Genomic DNA, 15,078 nt, shown 5'->3' with positions numbered 1-15,078 from the left:
GTTCCAGCGATCAGATGTCACCGACAGAATATGAAAACCAGTATTATCAACGGCTCGGAAGTGTCTAGATTATCCGTGGCGATTCAGATAGTAGTATGTACAAAAGGGCGAGAAAAGGCAGGGAGATTAATTCCCTGCCTTTTTTATTATTTAATTAAGAAGTCATCAATATTGCCGCCGTTGGCAGCGTGTTCAGCCAGAACTTTTGGTGTACGGCCCTGGCCAGTCCATGTTTTAGTTTCACCGTTTTCATCGGTGTACTGGTATTTGGCCGGACGTGCTGCACGCTCTTTTTTAGGTTTTGTCTGGCCGGTGGAGTATTCAAGCAACTCTGACGGGTCAATACCATCATCCAGCATCAACTGGCGCAACTTATTCAGCTTCTCTGTACGTTCCGAAATCTCGTTACGTTTTGCTTCTTCTTCATCACGACGTTCCGAAACGATGACATTAAACTTCTCCAGAATGTCTTCCAGAGTTTCGAGAGGCAACTCACGCGCCTGAGCTCGCAGTGAACGGATGTTATTTAGTGTTTTCAGTTCTTCAGACATTTTAGCTCCAGAGAGTAGTAATCATAATCTCAGTTGATTATGAAACATTAAAAAATAAAATCAACAGAAAGCCGACTGAATTAATGAACAATGTCGAACGGCTTCACTTCTTTATGTTACTTAAAATGAATGAACTGCGCTTGAAGAGCTTCTGAGATATTGAGGCTTGTTATACGAGTAGTAACAGTCGCATGTAATCCATACCTGATAGATGGAAACGATACTTAAAGATGAAAGACAGGCAGGAATTTACCCGGCATATTTATGATAAGGAAAAGTTGGAAATTCAAAATTAGTTACAAAATCCTTAGGGCAACTCATACAACACGCCTGGTTTAAAAAGCATCAACCCTGACTACTTGAGAGTGTTTTGATAAGCGTGGGTCAGGGGTAAGGTTAACCCTTATATGAAGATAAACTGAGTTCAGCTTTAATGTAAGGTATTCGCTGATGGTGGCTATGGCGAGCATAATGCTGAGACAGGGCAATTTTGATCGTAGATAAATAAACGCACCCGGTTAAAGTTTTACTTACCATTGCAGTAGTAGTGGTTTACCGGGTGCGCATATTTTATGCTCTCTGTCGGTTACTTTGTGTTAAGCGGATTCATTTTTGCGAATCTTCTCATTTTCACGGCTTTCCTTTAAAAGCTCGTCAATCACACGTTCCGTTATTTTTTCCACGGCCTCGCTTCTTGAGAGACCTTCCATATCCGCAAGCCTGTCTATCTTCCGCAGTATTTTCATACGCAGCGATAAAGAGACCGCTGTTTTTTTATCTTTATCCAGAATGACGCGGCCACCTGACTCTGTGCTTTTCAGTTCGGCATTCTTTGCCAGATCATCACTCATCCGTCGCAGCGTTTTTTTATCAAGGTTACCCGGCGTGATCATCTGGTAAGAGTGACTGGCCTTGCTGTACTTTATTTCTGCTGAATAGTCTTCCCTGAGTGCTTTAAGGGCCCGTGTCAGGGTTGGCTCTGAACATTCCAGGCTGGTGATGATATCGGCGGCAGGAACCGGTTTCCCGGTGCCCAGTAAATTAGCCAGAGTGAAAATGCGGACCTGTCGCGTATTGAGTTGCATCGTTAGTTAAAGCCTGCGTCAAAAAAAAGTGGTTCAATTGCCTGAAAGATAAATGTCGTGCTCATCTTTCTGATAACCGGATAGTCTCCCAGCGCTTCCACCGGATCCACATGCTCTATCCCGGCAAAATTAATCGATGCCATCTGTGCTCTGCTGAATTTGCATGACAGGATGTATTCGTCTTCAAGATACCCGGTCCGTTTACTGATGCGCTGGGTAAAACCTGAGACCACCACGTAGTCAAAGGGTAGTGTATGCAGGGCAATACCGGCCAGGCGCAACAGGCACCCATGAACATGGCGTGCGTAATTTTCTCGCTGTACTTTTTGCGTCATGGCCTTTTCGGTGATTTCTGTACCGCGGGCATTCACACCGTAAGATTTATCAGGCATGTCTTCTATCTCAGGCAGATCGACATCGAGCCAGACCGTGGACTGTTCAGGTTTGACTTCGAACGTCACCAGAGTTTCCCGCGGCCACTCAGTTTGCGCCAGAACCTCACCCAGTCGGGACTCAAAGAAGGCGCTGTCCATCGCAAACTGGTCGCGGGCTTCAGCCTGCGATGCGATCAGCCTGCTTTCATGCTCCTTAGCCTCGAATTGCCAGTTGGCATACTGTTCAGCCCAGGCGGTGCGCTGCTGCTGATAGCGATGCTGGCGGAGCGTATTTTCTCGTTCCGTATCAGCCAGCGTCTGCTGCCACTGATTCCTGAGCTCCTCAAGTCGCTCTGCACGTGCCGCATCGGATTCAAACCATTTGCCAAAAAATCCTGCACCTGTGCTCTCATCCGGTTGCTCCGGTAAGGGCATTAACTCGGGTTTCGCCGGACGTACCGGCGCCGGTACCAGCCAGGGTTTCTGTCGACTGGCCAGATACTCTGTTTCCAGTTCGGACCAGCTGATGCCCCGGCGGGGATCCGGAGTCAGCTCATGGATATTGGCAATACTGCTCACAACAGACATCAGTGCGTCCACTTCCTGTTCGAGCTCCAGCCGCAGAGAAGGATCGGGTTGTGCGCTGCGGGCAGTACGTGAGCGGGCTGAGTTATCCAGTCTGGTGCGATAACTCAGCCCGGTACCCGGCAAACCCAGGTTGGCATAAGTGCCCCGGCTACCAATGGATACGGACGCCCCCCGCGGTCCTACGCTGAGACTCGGTGCGCCGTTACTTAAGTTCAGCCGTACGCCGGGAATGATGTTGATCGTTTTACGAAATCGAAATCCCATTACGACATCCTCAGTTTTTCTGTGACAGTGGCATAAGTCTGATAGCCTCTGCGCTTTGTTCCGGGATCATGCCATATATCCGTGCTCGTTCCAGGATGCTTGCTGCCCAGCGGCGATGCGTTGCCGGTTCGCACATCGCGCCCTGCGATTTGAATACAGCCTGAGTGGAGTTGAGGATCCGGAGCGCATCCGAATGTTCCCCAGCTGACACCTTCAGTGCGTTTTCGATAACATCAATCTGAGCGGGGTGGATGGCCGTTTTACCCACCAGCCCATGCGCCATATCAAGCGCCAGCTCACGCGCCATAATGTCATGATCGTCAATGTGCTCACAGACCGGCGCCGTCAGCGCAAAATCACGCGGACCGAATACTGACACCAGCATTTTAATCACGTAGCCCATAGGTCCGTCGTAAAGGGTCAGATTCCGCGGCCGTCTCAGCGAGACCACATTCATCAGGTCATTCCCGCCGATACGCAGGGCAATGATCCGCTCAAGGCATGGATGAGAAAGTAGCTTTTCCGCAAGTTCACGCATCCGGACGACATCAAACACATCGTCGGTTTCAAGGGTCGGCATAAGACAAAGGTGCGTGTCTGCCATTGCCGCCCACCATTCCGGCAACGAGGCCAGAGTGAATTTTGGAAGTACAAAACCGTCAACGGCGCTCAGGTCGACATTCTGAACCAGCCATTGCCCCATTTCCGTATGTCGCGGACGAATAAACACCAGCGGCCAGTCCTGGTTACCGGCGCGTAATTTTTCCTGACTCAGGCGCTGCAGCAGCTGTCTCAGATTTTCCAGCGCCCGCGGGATATCTGTTTCGCTGACCGCGTCCTCCAGACAAATGACCAGCGAGCGAAGTCCCGGGATCTTGCCGTCCAGGATAGCCCCTTCAATATCGTAACGGGTTGCGGGCATGTACAGCGTGGCGCCAAGATTCCAGGGCGAGAGGCGATTTTTCATCAGAGCACCTTTTTAATAATGGTCACGGCCCGGTACTGGCCAAGTGCATCACCCATTTCGGTAACGATGATCCCTTTATCGCGAGCCAGGCCTACCAGTAACTCGACATCCGGATCGCTGACTGAGCGTACAAACACATGATCGGGTACCCGGCGTAATACGGCGCGGGTTGCTTCAGCGATACCCGGTTTAATCCGGTTGATGCTGTCGACCGCATACCTGTCAGCAAGGAGGGTGATCACATCACGACTCTTCTGCCACAGGCCGGTATTCGCTGCCATATTCCAGTCGAGACCGGGTAAAGCCGCGGGATCGAGTTTTTCGCGATAAGCTGCAACCGTCCCGACCAGCGAGCGGCTGCATTCGTACTCATTCAGATGTTCGCACACGACGCAGCCGTGTAACCCTTCAGTAGTCCATACAGAGCGTGAAATAAGGCCTGATACCGGCGCCCCCATAATCCCGAACGGGATCAGCCAGTCATCATCGCCTGCCGCCAGCCAGGCGCAGCCACACGGGTCAGCGAGCACCACAAGGCGGGGGTGTTCCGGATAACCGCTGCGTCCTTCCAGTGAGCGAACCAGTTGACCCGTGATCGCGCCTTTACCGGTCCAGCCATCAACGAACACAATGCCCTGTGTGCCATGACGGGATTCAATGATATCCAGGGCAGCGGTATCGATGCCGCGATCACGAATGATGCTGATCCCGTAGTGGAAGGATGTTTTTCCCATGTCCCGCAGCGCCTGATGCAGCATCACGCCCAGCGGCACACCGGCCCGGACGAGACTTGCCAGAATAATGGGTTCATCACTAAAGCGGTTGGCCAGTTCGCGGGCAAGTTGTGTTACCTCGCGTGCCAGTCGGGCCGCGCCACGATCCAGTGCGCGTGAGAATAAATCCAGATGCCAGGAGGTAGGGGCAGGCTCCTGGCTCAGCATGTCAGAATAATGCTTTTTGCCGGACTGGATCAGCGCCTCTTTTTGGTCAACCGGCGTCATTTCCATGTCAATGGGTTTGAGCAGGAACTGGACATCACTGGCGTCGTAAGAGCCCGAAAAAGGAATGAGTGGCTGCATCTTACTGTTCTCCAAAAATTTTCATCGAGACGGCTTCAGCGAACTGGCTTTGACGCGGGATCCCGTACCAGCTGCAGAGCTTCATAAAGCGGTGATCGCTAAGGCTGTCACCGAGCCCAATCACCGGGAATACACCGCGCTCGGCACGTAATTTGTTCAGCAACCAGGTGACGGCCAGACCTTTTTCCACGGGGTGAGGAAGCCAGGCAACATTGTTGCTGTTACGGTGGATATAGAAGTCCGCGACCGGGAATACCGCTTCAATCTCGTCTGCAATGGCATACAGCTCATCAAGCCGTGTGCTGTCGCGGTGCTTCATCACCAGATAGACGGGCGTGCCGTCATATTCATAGTTGAGTCGCGCCCAGGCATTAATGCCTCTGGCTTCCATCATCTCTGTGATGGCACGTTGCATGGAGATAAGCCTCTCTTCGTACTGCGCCAGGCTCTGCAACATGTGCGCTTTCCAGTCCTCGTCAGGCTGACCCTGTGGGTTCAGAATAACGGCGCCATGGGTTGTAATCGCCCAAGAGCGGAAGGGGATCTGCACGCGGCTGATTTCTTCAGTGCCGCGGGCCGTCACCGGAATAAGTTCAGCCTGCTCCAGTAACCAGTCCACCAGCATGGACTGCTCTTCAGTCATGAAGCTGCGTGGCGCTAAACTTCTGTCCAGCGCTCCGGTTTTAAAGGGCTCCAGCGCGAGCTCATCCACCATTTTGCGTCGGGTCTGGAAGAGGGTGTCATCAAGGTCACTCAGGACAACGGGTTTATTCATAGCTAATAATCTCCACACTGGCGGCTACTCCGGCCAGCGTCTTCATCAGGTGACTGTCCACGCTGGCCGCTGGCGTCTCGGTGCAAAGCAGAACGCGATCAAACCGCTGGTGCGCAACGTTGTATAAAAAGTTGGGAATGCCAAGACCGTAGTTATCCGTGAAGGCAATGGCCGACTGAATAGCGAAGCCTGTGGCTATCGGTGATCGGGTAGTGGAACTGTAAAACGCATCCGCACCGGCCGCGGCCAGACGCTCAGCAAGCAGGAACGGTTCCCACACAAATTCACCTGTGCCCAGCACCAGCACACGTTCTCCCGGTGAGGTGGTGATATTGCGCCCCAGGTCATTAGCGGGCGCCGTCATCCCCAGTCGGCCCCAGGACTGTTTGCCGGTGATGGGGAAGTTACCGCGGGAAGTCACATTCACCGCTGGCATCACCGGGACGGGCGCGTCCGGGAGGGGTTCCCACTGCCATGCACCACTGACCAATGACAGCGTGCGCACCGGCAAAGGACAACGCGTTTCCAGCGCATCACCACTCCAGTCGGTGAGTGTGACAGCCACAACCTGCTCCAGCTGTGGCAACCGGCCAGTATTGCGCAATGCCGCAAGGAGATTGATGAAGGTGTTACCGGTTGTGGCTTCATCATCAATCAGAACCAGGGTTCGCGCTTCGGTCACTCTGCGGCGCATTTCCACATCAGCGGGCAGGTAGATCAGATGATCTGTCGCATGGCTGTGCTCTTCCTTAAATTCACACAGCAGTTCACCGTCCTGAGGATGGCGCGTTGAGGTCAGGTAAACGGAATCCGCGTACTGGTGGCGAAGTTCATCAAACACGCCAGCCCCGAGACCTACCGCAGTCTCGGCCATCCCGATAAACAGCACAGGTCCGGGAACAGACGCCGGAAACTGGCGGGCCAGACGCTGATATGCCTGACGCATTGTCGAAGGGGGAACCGGAATATGCCTGCCCAGCACTTTGCTGACAAAGAGAAAAGCACGTTTCGGGTTACGACGTTCAGCAATATCAAAAAGATCGTTAAGGGACATCTCGCCCCGGGCGCGTGTAACCTGAATCGTTCCGCACGACAATGCACGTCGATAAACAGTGTCTTCGTTCAACAGTGACATAGTGAGCCTTAATTAAGACGGTTGGTGAGGTCAGTTGGATAGACGATGACATCGGTAATGGATCGCACCGTTGCAGGCTTGAAGGAAACCATCTCGTTATCCATCACTTCATTTTTCGACATCAGGCCCAGCTGGTGGAAGGCAAACAACCCCGGCAGATTTACGCCGCTGCGCAACGTGTATCCAATCCCACCTGACGGACGCATGTTCGTTTCAAGCAGCACTGGCCTGCCGTTGTGGTCATTACGCGTCTGCACATTGATGAGGCCGTCCGCGTTCATAGCCCGGGCACAGTTACAGGCCAGCTCGTATGCTTCGCCGCAGTTGACAAGATACTGAAGCGCACCTTCTTTGCGACGTCCCACCGCAGCAAGGACTTCACCCTTGTGCGCCAGAATATCGACAGAATATTCGGGTCCAGGCAGATACGGCATCAAAACAAGGGGGGTAAACGACTTAGCGGCGCTCAGCGCTGCAATATACTGGCCGGGGTTCACGATCCGGTTGTCCGGGTTGTTGAATACCGCCATGGAGGAGGCCTCGTCATCGAAACGCCAGAATCCCATGCCATAAATACCCGTGACGGGTTTGACACAAAGCGGAGTATCCGCAAAAGGAGGATTAGCGAGATGGTCCTGCAGCGCCGAAATCGAGTTGATACGTACAGAAGGGACGACCGGCAGTCCACATTGCTGCATAAAGTCAGCGAAAGTAACTTTATCGTCGGCAAGCTTCAGCCAGTCAGAAGCCGTCGCGCCAGTGGTGAGCGTAGCGCCCGACGCTTCGATTGCAGCCCGATGTTGTTCGAACCACTGACAATTTCGTCCCGTATGAACAGCATTAATCCCATGTTTCCCGATAGTGTCGAGAATGAAAGCAAGGCGACTTTCCGGGTCAGAGGGCTCGATTAGCGCGTGGTCAGCAACGGCAAGTAATTCATTACGTTCATGACGATGAGAGGCATAAACAATAATATTAAAGTTATTAATTTTAGCGAAAGACTTCATTCCCTGAATAATATCACGCTGTGATGAAAGTCCTTCCATAAGCCAAATTTTGTTTTTCATTTTTAATTTATTACCTGATAAATTCAAGCTGTTAAGGCGGTTATGAGAGTCTAAGAATCTCTTTAGATGATGTCAATCATAATATGATTGTTAAATGCGGGTATTTTCAACGCTGTGACTGTGATCAGGCTGGGGATTTTTACACTTATATTTCAGTTATTTGAAAGGAATAAACACGTAGCAATGTAGCGAAAATACAGCCCTGGTTCAAAAAACCCTAAAAATTTGCTCTTGCCTCACAACTTCATCATGATATGATTTTTTACGTTAGTGGATAAACGTTATCTCTGGGTTAACTTTCTCATCACCATTTAAGGAAATAAATATGGTTTCATTAAGCAAGAATCAGACGGTTTCACTCACTAAACAATCTTCGGCACTCAGCCAGCTTCAGTTTGGCCTTGGCTGGGATCCAATCAAGAAAAAGGGGCTGCTGGGCGGGTTGTTTGGCGGCAGTGGCTCTATCGATCTGGATGCCGGATGTGTCCTGATGGACAGCGCCGGAAACAAAATCGACACCGTCTGGTTCCAGCAGCTGAAATCCAAATGTACGGCTGTTGTTCACAGCGGCGACAACCTGACGGGTGAAGGCGATGGTGATGATGAAGTGATCAATGTCTATCTGAGCAAGCTGCCTGCAAATGTCGAGTACCTGGCCTTCACCGTGAACAGCTTCCGTGGTCAGTCGTTCAACGATGTTGATAATGCATTCTGCCGTGTAGTTGACCAGGCCAACAAAGAACTGGCCCGTTATCAGCTGACAGAGCAGGGCGCGCACACCGGCATCGTTATTGCGTCCCTGCGTCGTAATAATGGCAACTGGGATTTCACGGCTCATGGCCACGCATGCCGCGGTCGTACGATTGCCGATATGCATGCCGATATCGTTTCGACGGTGGTCCGCTAATGAACCTGACGCCGGGGGGCAATGCCCCCGTACCATCACAGGAGCTCCGGGTTCGGATCACCTCAGGTGGACCGGTTGACGCCTCAGCGTTTCGTCTTTATGCAGACGGAAAAGTGCAGGGTGATGCGGATATGGTCTTCTACGGCCAGCTGCGCAACGATGATGGCACTGTCAGCCTGGTGAGTGAGGGGCAGTATTCAACATTTACTGTCGCGCTTAACCGGCTGAAGACCGATGTCCAGAAAATTGCCTTTACCGTTACCTGTGACGGTGGGCAGACCGTTGCTGGTCTTCGCAATCTGTCTATTGACGTAGAGCAGGGTGCAACCCGTCTGGTTAGCGGCGTCGTGGATTTAACGGGCCGTCAGGAAGCTGCGCTCATTCTGGGTGAATTCTATCGTCGTAATAATGACTGGAAATTCCGCTTTGTTGCTCAGGGTTTCAATGGCGGACTAAAGCCGCTGGCGGAACACTTTGGTGTTGATATCGCAGACTCACCAGCACCAGCACCAGCACCGACAACGGCGCCGTCTACCGTTACGCCACCAGCACCTGCGCCAGCTGCAAATAAAGTAAACCTGAGCAAGGTTTCCCTGACAAAAGAGAAACCAGCAATCAGCCTTGCCAAACGCGATAACTTCGGGGAGATCCGTATCAATCTCAACTGGAATCGCGCAAGCGGTAGCTCAGGACTAAGGGGCATGTTTGGTTCCAAAGGGATTGATCTGGATCTGGGTGCCTTTGTAGAGCTGGAAGACGGTTACAAATCGGTAATACAGGCGCTGGGTAATGCCTTCGGTGATTATCATGACGAACCTTACGTTCAGCTGCAGGGCGATGATCGTACTGGCGACAATGCTTCAGGTGAATGGCTGCACATCAACGGCCGCGAATGGAAGCACGTTCGTGAGGTCCTGATCTATGCCTTCATTTACGAAGGTGCGGCCAGCTGGGATAAAACGGATGGGATCGTCACAATCCATGTTCCGGATCAGCCGCCTATTGAAACCCGGCTGACAGAGGGTGATAACCGTCGCACCTTGTGTGCGATTGCCCGTCTTGTCAACGAAAATGGCGCCATCAGGGTGGAGCGAATCAACCAGTATTTTAAAGGTCAGTCTGAAATGGACAAGGCCTTTAACTGGGGCTTTCGCTGGAGCGCCGGTTCCAAATAACGTCACATCAAAGGATTTAACCATGAGTTTTTTCGACAAAGTAAAAGGTGCGCTCAATTCAGGGCGCGACGAACTGACCCGTCAGGTCGGCCGTTTCAAAAATAAGAAGTTCATGCAGGGTACAGTCGCTGTCTGCGCCCGTATTGCTGCCGCCAGTGACGGCGTAAGCTCGGAAGAAAAACAGAAAATGATGGGTTTTCTGCGTGCTTCCGAAGAACTGAAGATTTTCGATACCAATGAAGTTATCGAGTTCTTCAACAAACTGGTTTCAAGTTTCGATTTCGATGTCGAGATTGGTAAAGGTGAAACCATGAAGTACATCCTGGCGCTGAAAGATCAGCCTGAAGCCGCACAACTGGCATTACGCGTGGGTATTGCTGTTGGTAAAAGCGACGGCAACTTTGACCAGGATGAGAAAGCAGCCGCACGTGAAATCGCAGTCGCGCTCGGCTTTGATCCGGCTGAATTCGGCCTCTGAGTTACATCCTTTAAAGGTAAATTATGGTTTCGACACATATTGGTTTTCCGGTTGAGACAGTCACAGTGTTTATTGCGCTGTCACTCGGTGCCATTTTCATTGACCTGTTCATGCACCGTCATGACAAGCCAATTTCACTGAAAAGTGCCGCGCTGTGGTCCGTTTTCTGGGTCATTGTCGCGATGGCATTTGCCGGGTTCCTGTACATCCATCACGGTGCTGAAGTCGCGAGCCTGTTCGTCACCGGCTATGCACTAGAAAAGGTGCTTTCTGTCGACAACCTGTTCGTGATGATGGCCATTTTCTCCTGGTTCTCGGTACCGGATCGTTTCCGTCACCGTGTGCTCTACTGGGGCATTATTGGCGCCATCGTCTTCAGGGGCATTTTTGTGGCCATCGGTGCTGGCCTGCTGAGCCTGGGGCCGTATGTTGAAGTGGTATTCGCCCTCATTGTCGCCTGGACGGCTGTCATGATGCTCAGAAGTGGCGGTGATGAAGAGGAAGTCGAAGACTATTCGCAGCATCTTGCATACCGGATGGTTAAACGCTTCTTCCCGATCTGGCCAAAACTGCAGGGTCACGCTTTCCTTCTGTCTCAGAAAGAAGTGGATGCCGAGCTGGCAAAACCTGAAAACAAAGATGTGACCATCGGTCGCGGTAAGAAAGCATGGCGCTATGCCACGCCGCTGATGCTCTGTGTGGCAGTAGTGGAGCTCTCCGATGTCATGTTTGCGTTTGACTCGGTACCGGCCATCATTGCCGTCAGCCGTGAGCCACTGATTGTCTACAGTGCCATGATGTTTGCTATCCTGGGCCTTCGTACCCTGTATTTCGTACTCGAAGCCCTGAAGCAGTATCTGGTGCATCTGGAAAAAGCGGTGATCGTGTTGCTGTTCTTCATCGCAGCCAAACTGGGGCTGAACGCAACAGACCATATCTGGCACCACGGGTATAATATTGCGGCCACCACCAGCCTGTACGTCGTGCTGGGTGTCCTGGCCGTCGGGATCATTGCAAGCGTCATGTTCCCGGGCAAACCAGAAACAGAGGGAAAGGAGAGCTAATCTCCTGAGAATTTCACTAATTCCATAACTAATGCATGAGGCTGAACTATGAGTGTTTCTCTTTCGAAAGGCGGTAACGTATCCCTGAGCAAAGCCGCTCCAACCATGAAAAATGTTCTGGTTGGTCTGGGCTGGGATGCACGTTCTACTGACGGGCAGGACTTCGACCTGGATGCGTCCGCATTCCTGCTGAATGCGAACGGCAAAGTGCGAAACGATGCAGATTTCATTTTCTATAACAACCTGAAGTCAGCTGACGGCTCTGTTACCCATACCGGTGATAACCGTACCGGTGAAGGCGATGGCGATGATGAATCCCTGAAAATCAAACTGGATACTATCCCGGCCGACGTGGACAAAATTGTGTTCGTGGTGACCATCCATGATGCACAGGCCCGTCGTCAGAGCTTTGGCCAGGTGTCCGGCGCGTTTATCCGCCTGGTGAACGACGATAACCAGACTGAAGTCGCTCGTTACGATCTGACTGAAGATGCCTCCACAGAAACCGCCATGCTGTTTGGCGAACTGTATCGTCACAATACCGAATGGAAGTTCCGTGCGGTCGGCCAGGGTTATGCCGGTGGTCTGTCTTCCGTGTGTGCCCAGTACGGCATTAACGCGTCCTGATAAAAGTCGCTTTTCTGTCCCCGGGCTGTTCATTCAGCCCAAACCCTAATTAATAGCAGGAGCTTAACAATGGCAGTTTCTCTCGTTAAAGGCGGTAACGTATCCCTTACTAAAGAAGCACCAACCATGAACGTAGCGATGGTTGGTCTGGGATGGGATGCGCGTGTCACTGACGGCCAGCCATTCGACCTGGATGCGTCTGTGTTCGCGGTAGGTGATGACGGTAAAGTGCTTTCTGATCAGCACTTCATTTTCTTCAACAACAAAACCAGCCCTGACGGCGCCGTGGAACACCAGGGCGACAACCGTACTGGTGAAGGTGATGGCGATGATGAGTCGGTCAAAATTGATCTGACCAAAGTGTCAGCTGACATCAAAAAACTGGTGTTCGCCGTGACCATCTATGACGCTGAAGTCCGTAAGCAAAACTTCGGCATGGTGAGCAACAGCTTCATGCGTGTCTATAACAATGACAACGCCGCGGAGATCGCACGCTTCGATCTGTCTGAAGACGCATCCACCGAAACCGCTATGATCTTTGGCGAACTGTACCGCCATGGCGCCGAATGGAAATTTAAAGCCGTAGGCCAGGGTTTTGCCGGTGGATTATCGGCACTGGCTTCCCAGCACGGTGTTAATATCTAATAATAATTACATACTCAACCCCGGTGCTGTCACCGGGTTTTTTTATAGGTGTCAGCACATGGCAAAGAAAAAAAATGAAGGCAGTGGTGAAATGTTCATACTGTTTTTCATCGTAGCTGCATGTTTACTATTTCTTCCATTTCTAATTTTTACAGCTAATCGGTATCGTAAGCTTAAACGAAAGTACAATGCGATGCCTAACCTCCAGCGCGTTTACGATGTAAAGCTGATATTCACAAACTTTGCTGCGGTTGTTTTGTTGGTTGCTTTAATAGCTCTCTGTCTTTTCTTGTTCACATATTACATAACTGCATATATTTACCCCGAAGCTCTACCATATGTCATGCTCACATTGTTAATTGCTTTCCCGATTGCAATGTTCTGGCCATTAAAAAAGGCGGCTGAATACATCGCGATTGATTATATGGGCGTCATTTTCAATGATAACGACGGTACAATGATTTTTCCGGCAGACAGTGGTAATCAATCTTTAAGCGACATTGTACGACTGAGATTTTTGCACCGCATCTCAGAGCAGGATATTATCTCTATCAGCAGGATCACCAGCGTAACCCGTGAAAAAGGTGTGAAGTTCTTCATTCATGGAGATTTTGGTTCACGACTATTTTATTTTTCGAGTAAGCAAAAGCGTGACGAATGCCTTTCAGCGCTGCAGGCCAGAACCCGCGTAAAGGGTGGCAGAGACTACGGTTACTAAACAAGGAACAGAAGCCATGCAATTACAGTCAGGTCAGAATATCTCTCTAACTTCATCCTCTATCACGCTCAACCTGCGATATCCGGTGCGCCCGGGTTTTCGCGGCGAACCCGATACCTGCGTTTTTATGCTCAACGCACAGGGTAAGGTGAGCGGTGATAACGATTTCATCTTTTTTAATAATCTGAGTTCACCGGAGGGCGCCGTTAAACTGACTCCCGGGACACAGCAATCAAGCGTGCATATTGAACTTAACCGCGTTTCATCGGCTGTTCAGAAAATTGCCTTAACTCTGGTCATCGACGGCAGCGATACCATGACCGGCCTGCAGCAGCTGAGCCTGCAGGCACCCGGCATCGCATCCTTCGAACCGGAAACAGCAGGGCGCAGCGAGAAAGCCATTATCGTGGCGGAGGTCTATCGCCATAACGGCAACTGGAAGCTCCGGGCCCTTGGCCAGGGATTCAATGGCGGGCTTGAGCCGCTTGCCGTCAGCTACGGTGTAGACGTGTCATCTCCAGCCCCGGCACCGGCACCATCACCGGCTCCACAACATACAGCAGCTCCGGTAATCAGTCTGGAGAAAAAGCTGGAGAAACAAGCCCCACGTCTGGTCAGCCTTGCGAAAAAAGCGACCGTCAGCCTGACCAAACACAAGCTTAATACGCTCCAGGCGAGCGTAGCGTTCGTGCTCGATGCATCTGGCTCAATGAGCGGAGAGTTTTCAAGAGGGCATGTGCAGTCTGTACTGGATCGCATCGCTGTTCTTGCCGTTCAGTTTGATGATGATGGTGAAATGGATCTTTGGGGCTTTGCTGAAAAGCACCGGAAATACCAGAATGTCACGCTGAGTAATCTCGATAATTATGTCGAAACCATTCAGGGTAGTGGCAAACGTTCAAGGTGGGAATTATTGCCGGGCCTCGGCGGTGTGAATAATGAGCCTCCGGTCCTCGAAGAGATTGTTGATTACTACCGTGACAGCAAATTGCCTGTTTATGTCGTGTTTATCACTGATGGTGGAATCAGTAAAACAAAAGCGATAAAAGATGCTATTCGTCGATCCGCAAATTACCCAATCTTCTGGAAATTTGTGGGCCTTGGTGGTTCGAATTATGGCATCCTGAAAAACCTTGATGATTTTACTGATCGCAAAATCGATAATACGCACTTCTTTGCCATGGATAATTTCGCCAGTGTCAGCGATGAAGACCTTTATGATAATCTTCTGGAAGAATTTCGAACGTGGATTGATGAAGCTAATTTAAAGAGCATTCTGTAATTTAATAGAGCTTCCTAATTGGCAGAATTGCCATGTTCTGCCATGATCAAATTTTTGAGCGTCTTTGATGTTTAGACGTTAGCAGGAATTAAAGGTGATAGCTTATTTCGCATTGTCGAAATCCACTTTTCTTATGAGAAATGATGCGTTAAAGGATTTTAATATTATGTACAGGCTTGATGATGTATTTGCCTGTATTAGTAATATAATACAGCACAACAAATCAGATTATACAACTTTTGGGTGATGCTGCCAACTTACTGATTTAGTGTATGATGGTGTTTTTGAGGTGCTCCA

16 protein-coding genes are annotated in these 15,078 nt (G+C 50.8%); 8 read left to right on the top strand and 8 right to left on the bottom strand.

The annotated features are described in order from the left end of the window. Positions 1 to 146: 146 nt before the first annotated feature. From ACSVHP_RS22550 to ACSVHP_RS22515, 8 genes are all read right to left on the bottom strand, one after another. Complete coding sequence (locus ACSVHP_RS22550; RefSeq protein ID WP_103793577.1) at positions 147 to 551, bottom strand: H-NS family histone-like protein; 405 nt, start codon at positions 549 to 551, stop codon at positions 147 to 149. A 596-nt stretch (positions 552 to 1,147) separates the two neighbouring features. Further along, the gene (locus tag ACSVHP_RS22545) at positions 1,148 to 1,636 is read right to left on the bottom strand and encodes a tellurium resistance protein TerW (RefSeq protein ID WP_103793578.1); all 489 of its coding nucleotides are present in this window, start codon (positions 1,634 to 1,636) and stop codon (positions 1,148 to 1,150) included. 2 nt (positions 1,637 to 1,638) lie between these two features. Continuing rightward, positions 1,639 to 2,862 (bottom strand): DUF4236 domain-containing protein, encoded by a 1,224-nt coding sequence (locus tag ACSVHP_RS22540; RefSeq protein ID WP_103793579.1) that lies wholly within the window; start codon positions 2,860 to 2,862, stop codon positions 1,639 to 1,641. A 10-nt stretch (positions 2,863 to 2,872) separates the two neighbouring features. Then, a complete protein-coding gene (locus ACSVHP_RS22535; protein WP_103793580.1) occupies positions 2,873 to 3,829 on the bottom strand; it encodes an HpcH/HpaI aldolase/citrate lyase family protein in 957 nt (318 codons plus the stop codon). Then, the gene (locus ACSVHP_RS22530; protein ID WP_103793581.1) at positions 3,829 to 4,908 is read right to left on the bottom strand and encodes a cysteine protease StiP family protein; all 1,080 of its coding nucleotides are present in this window, start codon (positions 4,906 to 4,908) and stop codon (positions 3,829 to 3,831) included. Before ACSVHP_RS22530 ends, ACSVHP_RS22535 begins: the two co-directional genes overlap by 1 nt. A gap of 1 nt (position 4,909) precedes the next feature. Continuing rightward, on the bottom strand, positions 4,910 to 5,683 hold the full coding sequence (locus tag ACSVHP_RS22525) for an HAD family hydrolase (RefSeq protein ID WP_103793582.1): 774 nt from the start codon (positions 5,681 to 5,683) through the stop codon (positions 4,910 to 4,912). Further along, a complete protein-coding gene (locus tag ACSVHP_RS22520; RefSeq protein ID WP_103793583.1) occupies positions 5,676 to 6,818 on the bottom strand; it encodes a phosphoribosyltransferase domain-containing protein in 1,143 nt (380 codons plus the stop codon). Before ACSVHP_RS22520 ends, ACSVHP_RS22525 begins: the two co-directional genes overlap by 8 nt. A gap of 8 nt (positions 6,819 to 6,826) precedes the next feature. Further along, on the bottom strand, positions 6,827 to 7,885 hold the full coding sequence (locus tag ACSVHP_RS22515) for an ATP-grasp domain-containing protein (protein ID WP_103793584.1): 1,059 nt from the start codon (positions 7,883 to 7,885) through the stop codon (positions 6,827 to 6,829). 325 nt (positions 7,886 to 8,210) lie between these two features. On the opposite strand from ACSVHP_RS22515, the gene ACSVHP_RS22510 reads away from it, so the two are divergent. The 8 genes from ACSVHP_RS22510 (at position 8,211) to ACSVHP_RS22475 (ending at position 14,781) form a co-directional block, all read left to right on the top strand. After that, entirely contained in the window at positions 8,211 to 8,792 is a 582-nt protein-coding gene (locus tag ACSVHP_RS22510; protein ID WP_103793585.1) for a TerD family protein, read from the top strand. Beyond that, positions 8,792 to 9,967 carry a TerD family protein gene (locus ACSVHP_RS22505; RefSeq protein ID WP_103793586.1) on the top strand — a complete coding sequence of 392 codons (1,176 nt, stop codon included), beginning with the start codon at positions 8,792 to 8,794 and terminating at the stop codon, positions 9,965 to 9,967. Before ACSVHP_RS22510 ends, ACSVHP_RS22505 begins: the two co-directional genes overlap by 1 nt. A gap of 22 nt (positions 9,968 to 9,989) precedes the next feature. Continuing rightward, positions 9,990 to 10,445, top strand: a complete 456-nt coding sequence (locus ACSVHP_RS22500; protein WP_103793587.1) for a tellurite resistance TerB family protein — start codon at positions 9,990 to 9,992, stop codon at positions 10,443 to 10,445. Between the two features lie 23 nt (positions 10,446 to 10,468). After that, positions 10,469 to 11,509 carry a TerC/Alx family metal homeostasis membrane protein gene (locus ACSVHP_RS22495; protein WP_103793588.1) on the top strand — a complete coding sequence of 347 codons (1,041 nt, stop codon included), beginning with the start codon at positions 10,469 to 10,471 and terminating at the stop codon, positions 11,507 to 11,509. A gap of 48 nt (positions 11,510 to 11,557) precedes the next feature. Next, complete coding sequence (terD, locus tag ACSVHP_RS22490) at positions 11,558 to 12,136, top strand: tellurium resistance membrane protein TerD (RefSeq protein ID WP_103793589.1); 579 nt, start codon at positions 11,558 to 11,560, stop codon at positions 12,134 to 12,136. A gap of 69 nt (positions 12,137 to 12,205) precedes the next feature. Next, complete coding sequence (locus ACSVHP_RS22485; protein WP_103793590.1) at positions 12,206 to 12,781, top strand: TerD family protein; 576 nt, start codon at positions 12,206 to 12,208, stop codon at positions 12,779 to 12,781. A 58-nt stretch (positions 12,782 to 12,839) separates the two neighbouring features. Then, entirely contained in the window at positions 12,840 to 13,499 is a 660-nt protein-coding gene (locus ACSVHP_RS22480; protein WP_104456760.1) for a hypothetical protein, read from the top strand. Between the two features lie 16 nt (positions 13,500 to 13,515). Continuing rightward, on the top strand, positions 13,516 to 14,781 hold the full coding sequence (locus tag ACSVHP_RS22475; protein ID WP_103793592.1) for a vWA domain-containing protein: 1,266 nt from the start codon (positions 13,516 to 13,518) through the stop codon (positions 14,779 to 14,781). Positions 14,782 to 15,078 lie beyond the last annotated feature (297 nt).

Source organism: Enterobacter sp. 186315 (assembly GCF_053290175.1).
Note: the sequence above shows the minus strand (reverse complement) of the source record. Positions and strands in the feature narration are given on the sequence as shown.

Excerpts from the sequence above, each read along its gene's own strand:
- ACSVHP_RS22550 (WP_103793577.1), bottom strand. The coding sequence starts at position 551 with ATGTCTGAAGAACTGAAAACACTAAATAACATCCGTTCACTGCGAGCT.
- ACSVHP_RS22545 (WP_103793578.1), bottom strand. The coding sequence starts at position 1,636 with ATGCAACTCAATACGCGACAGGTCCGCATTTTCACTCTGGCTAATTTA.
- ACSVHP_RS22540 (WP_103793579.1), bottom strand. The coding sequence starts at position 2,862 with ATGGGATTTCGATTTCGTAAAACGATCAACATCATTCCCGGCGTACGG.
- ACSVHP_RS22535 (WP_103793580.1), bottom strand. The coding sequence starts at position 3,829 with ATGAAAAATCGCCTCTCGCCCTGGAATCTTGGCGCCACGCTGTACATG.
- ACSVHP_RS22530 (WP_103793581.1), bottom strand. The coding sequence starts at position 4,908 with ATGCAGCCACTCATTCCTTTTTCGGGCTCTTACGACGCCAGTGATGTC.
- ACSVHP_RS22525 (WP_103793582.1), bottom strand. The coding sequence starts at position 5,683 with ATGAATAAACCCGTTGTCCTGAGTGACCTTGATGACACCCTCTTCCAG.
- ACSVHP_RS22520 (WP_103793583.1), bottom strand. The coding sequence starts at position 6,818 with ATGTCACTGTTGAACGAAGACACTGTTTATCGACGTGCATTGTCGTGC.
- ACSVHP_RS22515 (WP_103793584.1), bottom strand. The coding sequence starts at position 7,885 with ATGAAAAACAAAATTTGGCTTATGGAAGGACTTTCATCACAGCGTGAT.
- ACSVHP_RS22510 (WP_103793585.1), top strand. The coding sequence starts at position 8,211 with ATGGTTTCATTAAGCAAGAATCAGACGGTTTCACTCACTAAACAATCT.
- ACSVHP_RS22505 (WP_103793586.1), top strand. The coding sequence starts at position 8,792 with ATGAACCTGACGCCGGGGGGCAATGCCCCCGTACCATCACAGGAGCTC.
- ACSVHP_RS22500 (WP_103793587.1), top strand. The coding sequence starts at position 9,990 with ATGAGTTTTTTCGACAAAGTAAAAGGTGCGCTCAATTCAGGGCGCGAC.
- ACSVHP_RS22495 (WP_103793588.1), top strand. The coding sequence starts at position 10,469 with ATGGTTTCGACACATATTGGTTTTCCGGTTGAGACAGTCACAGTGTTT.
- terD (WP_103793589.1), top strand. The coding sequence starts at position 11,558 with ATGAGTGTTTCTCTTTCGAAAGGCGGTAACGTATCCCTGAGCAAAGCC.
- ACSVHP_RS22485 (WP_103793590.1), top strand. The coding sequence starts at position 12,206 with ATGGCAGTTTCTCTCGTTAAAGGCGGTAACGTATCCCTTACTAAAGAA.
- ACSVHP_RS22480 (WP_104456760.1), top strand. The coding sequence starts at position 12,840 with ATGGCAAAGAAAAAAAATGAAGGCAGTGGTGAAATGTTCATACTGTTT.
- ACSVHP_RS22475 (WP_103793592.1), top strand. The coding sequence starts at position 13,516 with ATGCAATTACAGTCAGGTCAGAATATCTCTCTAACTTCATCCTCTATC.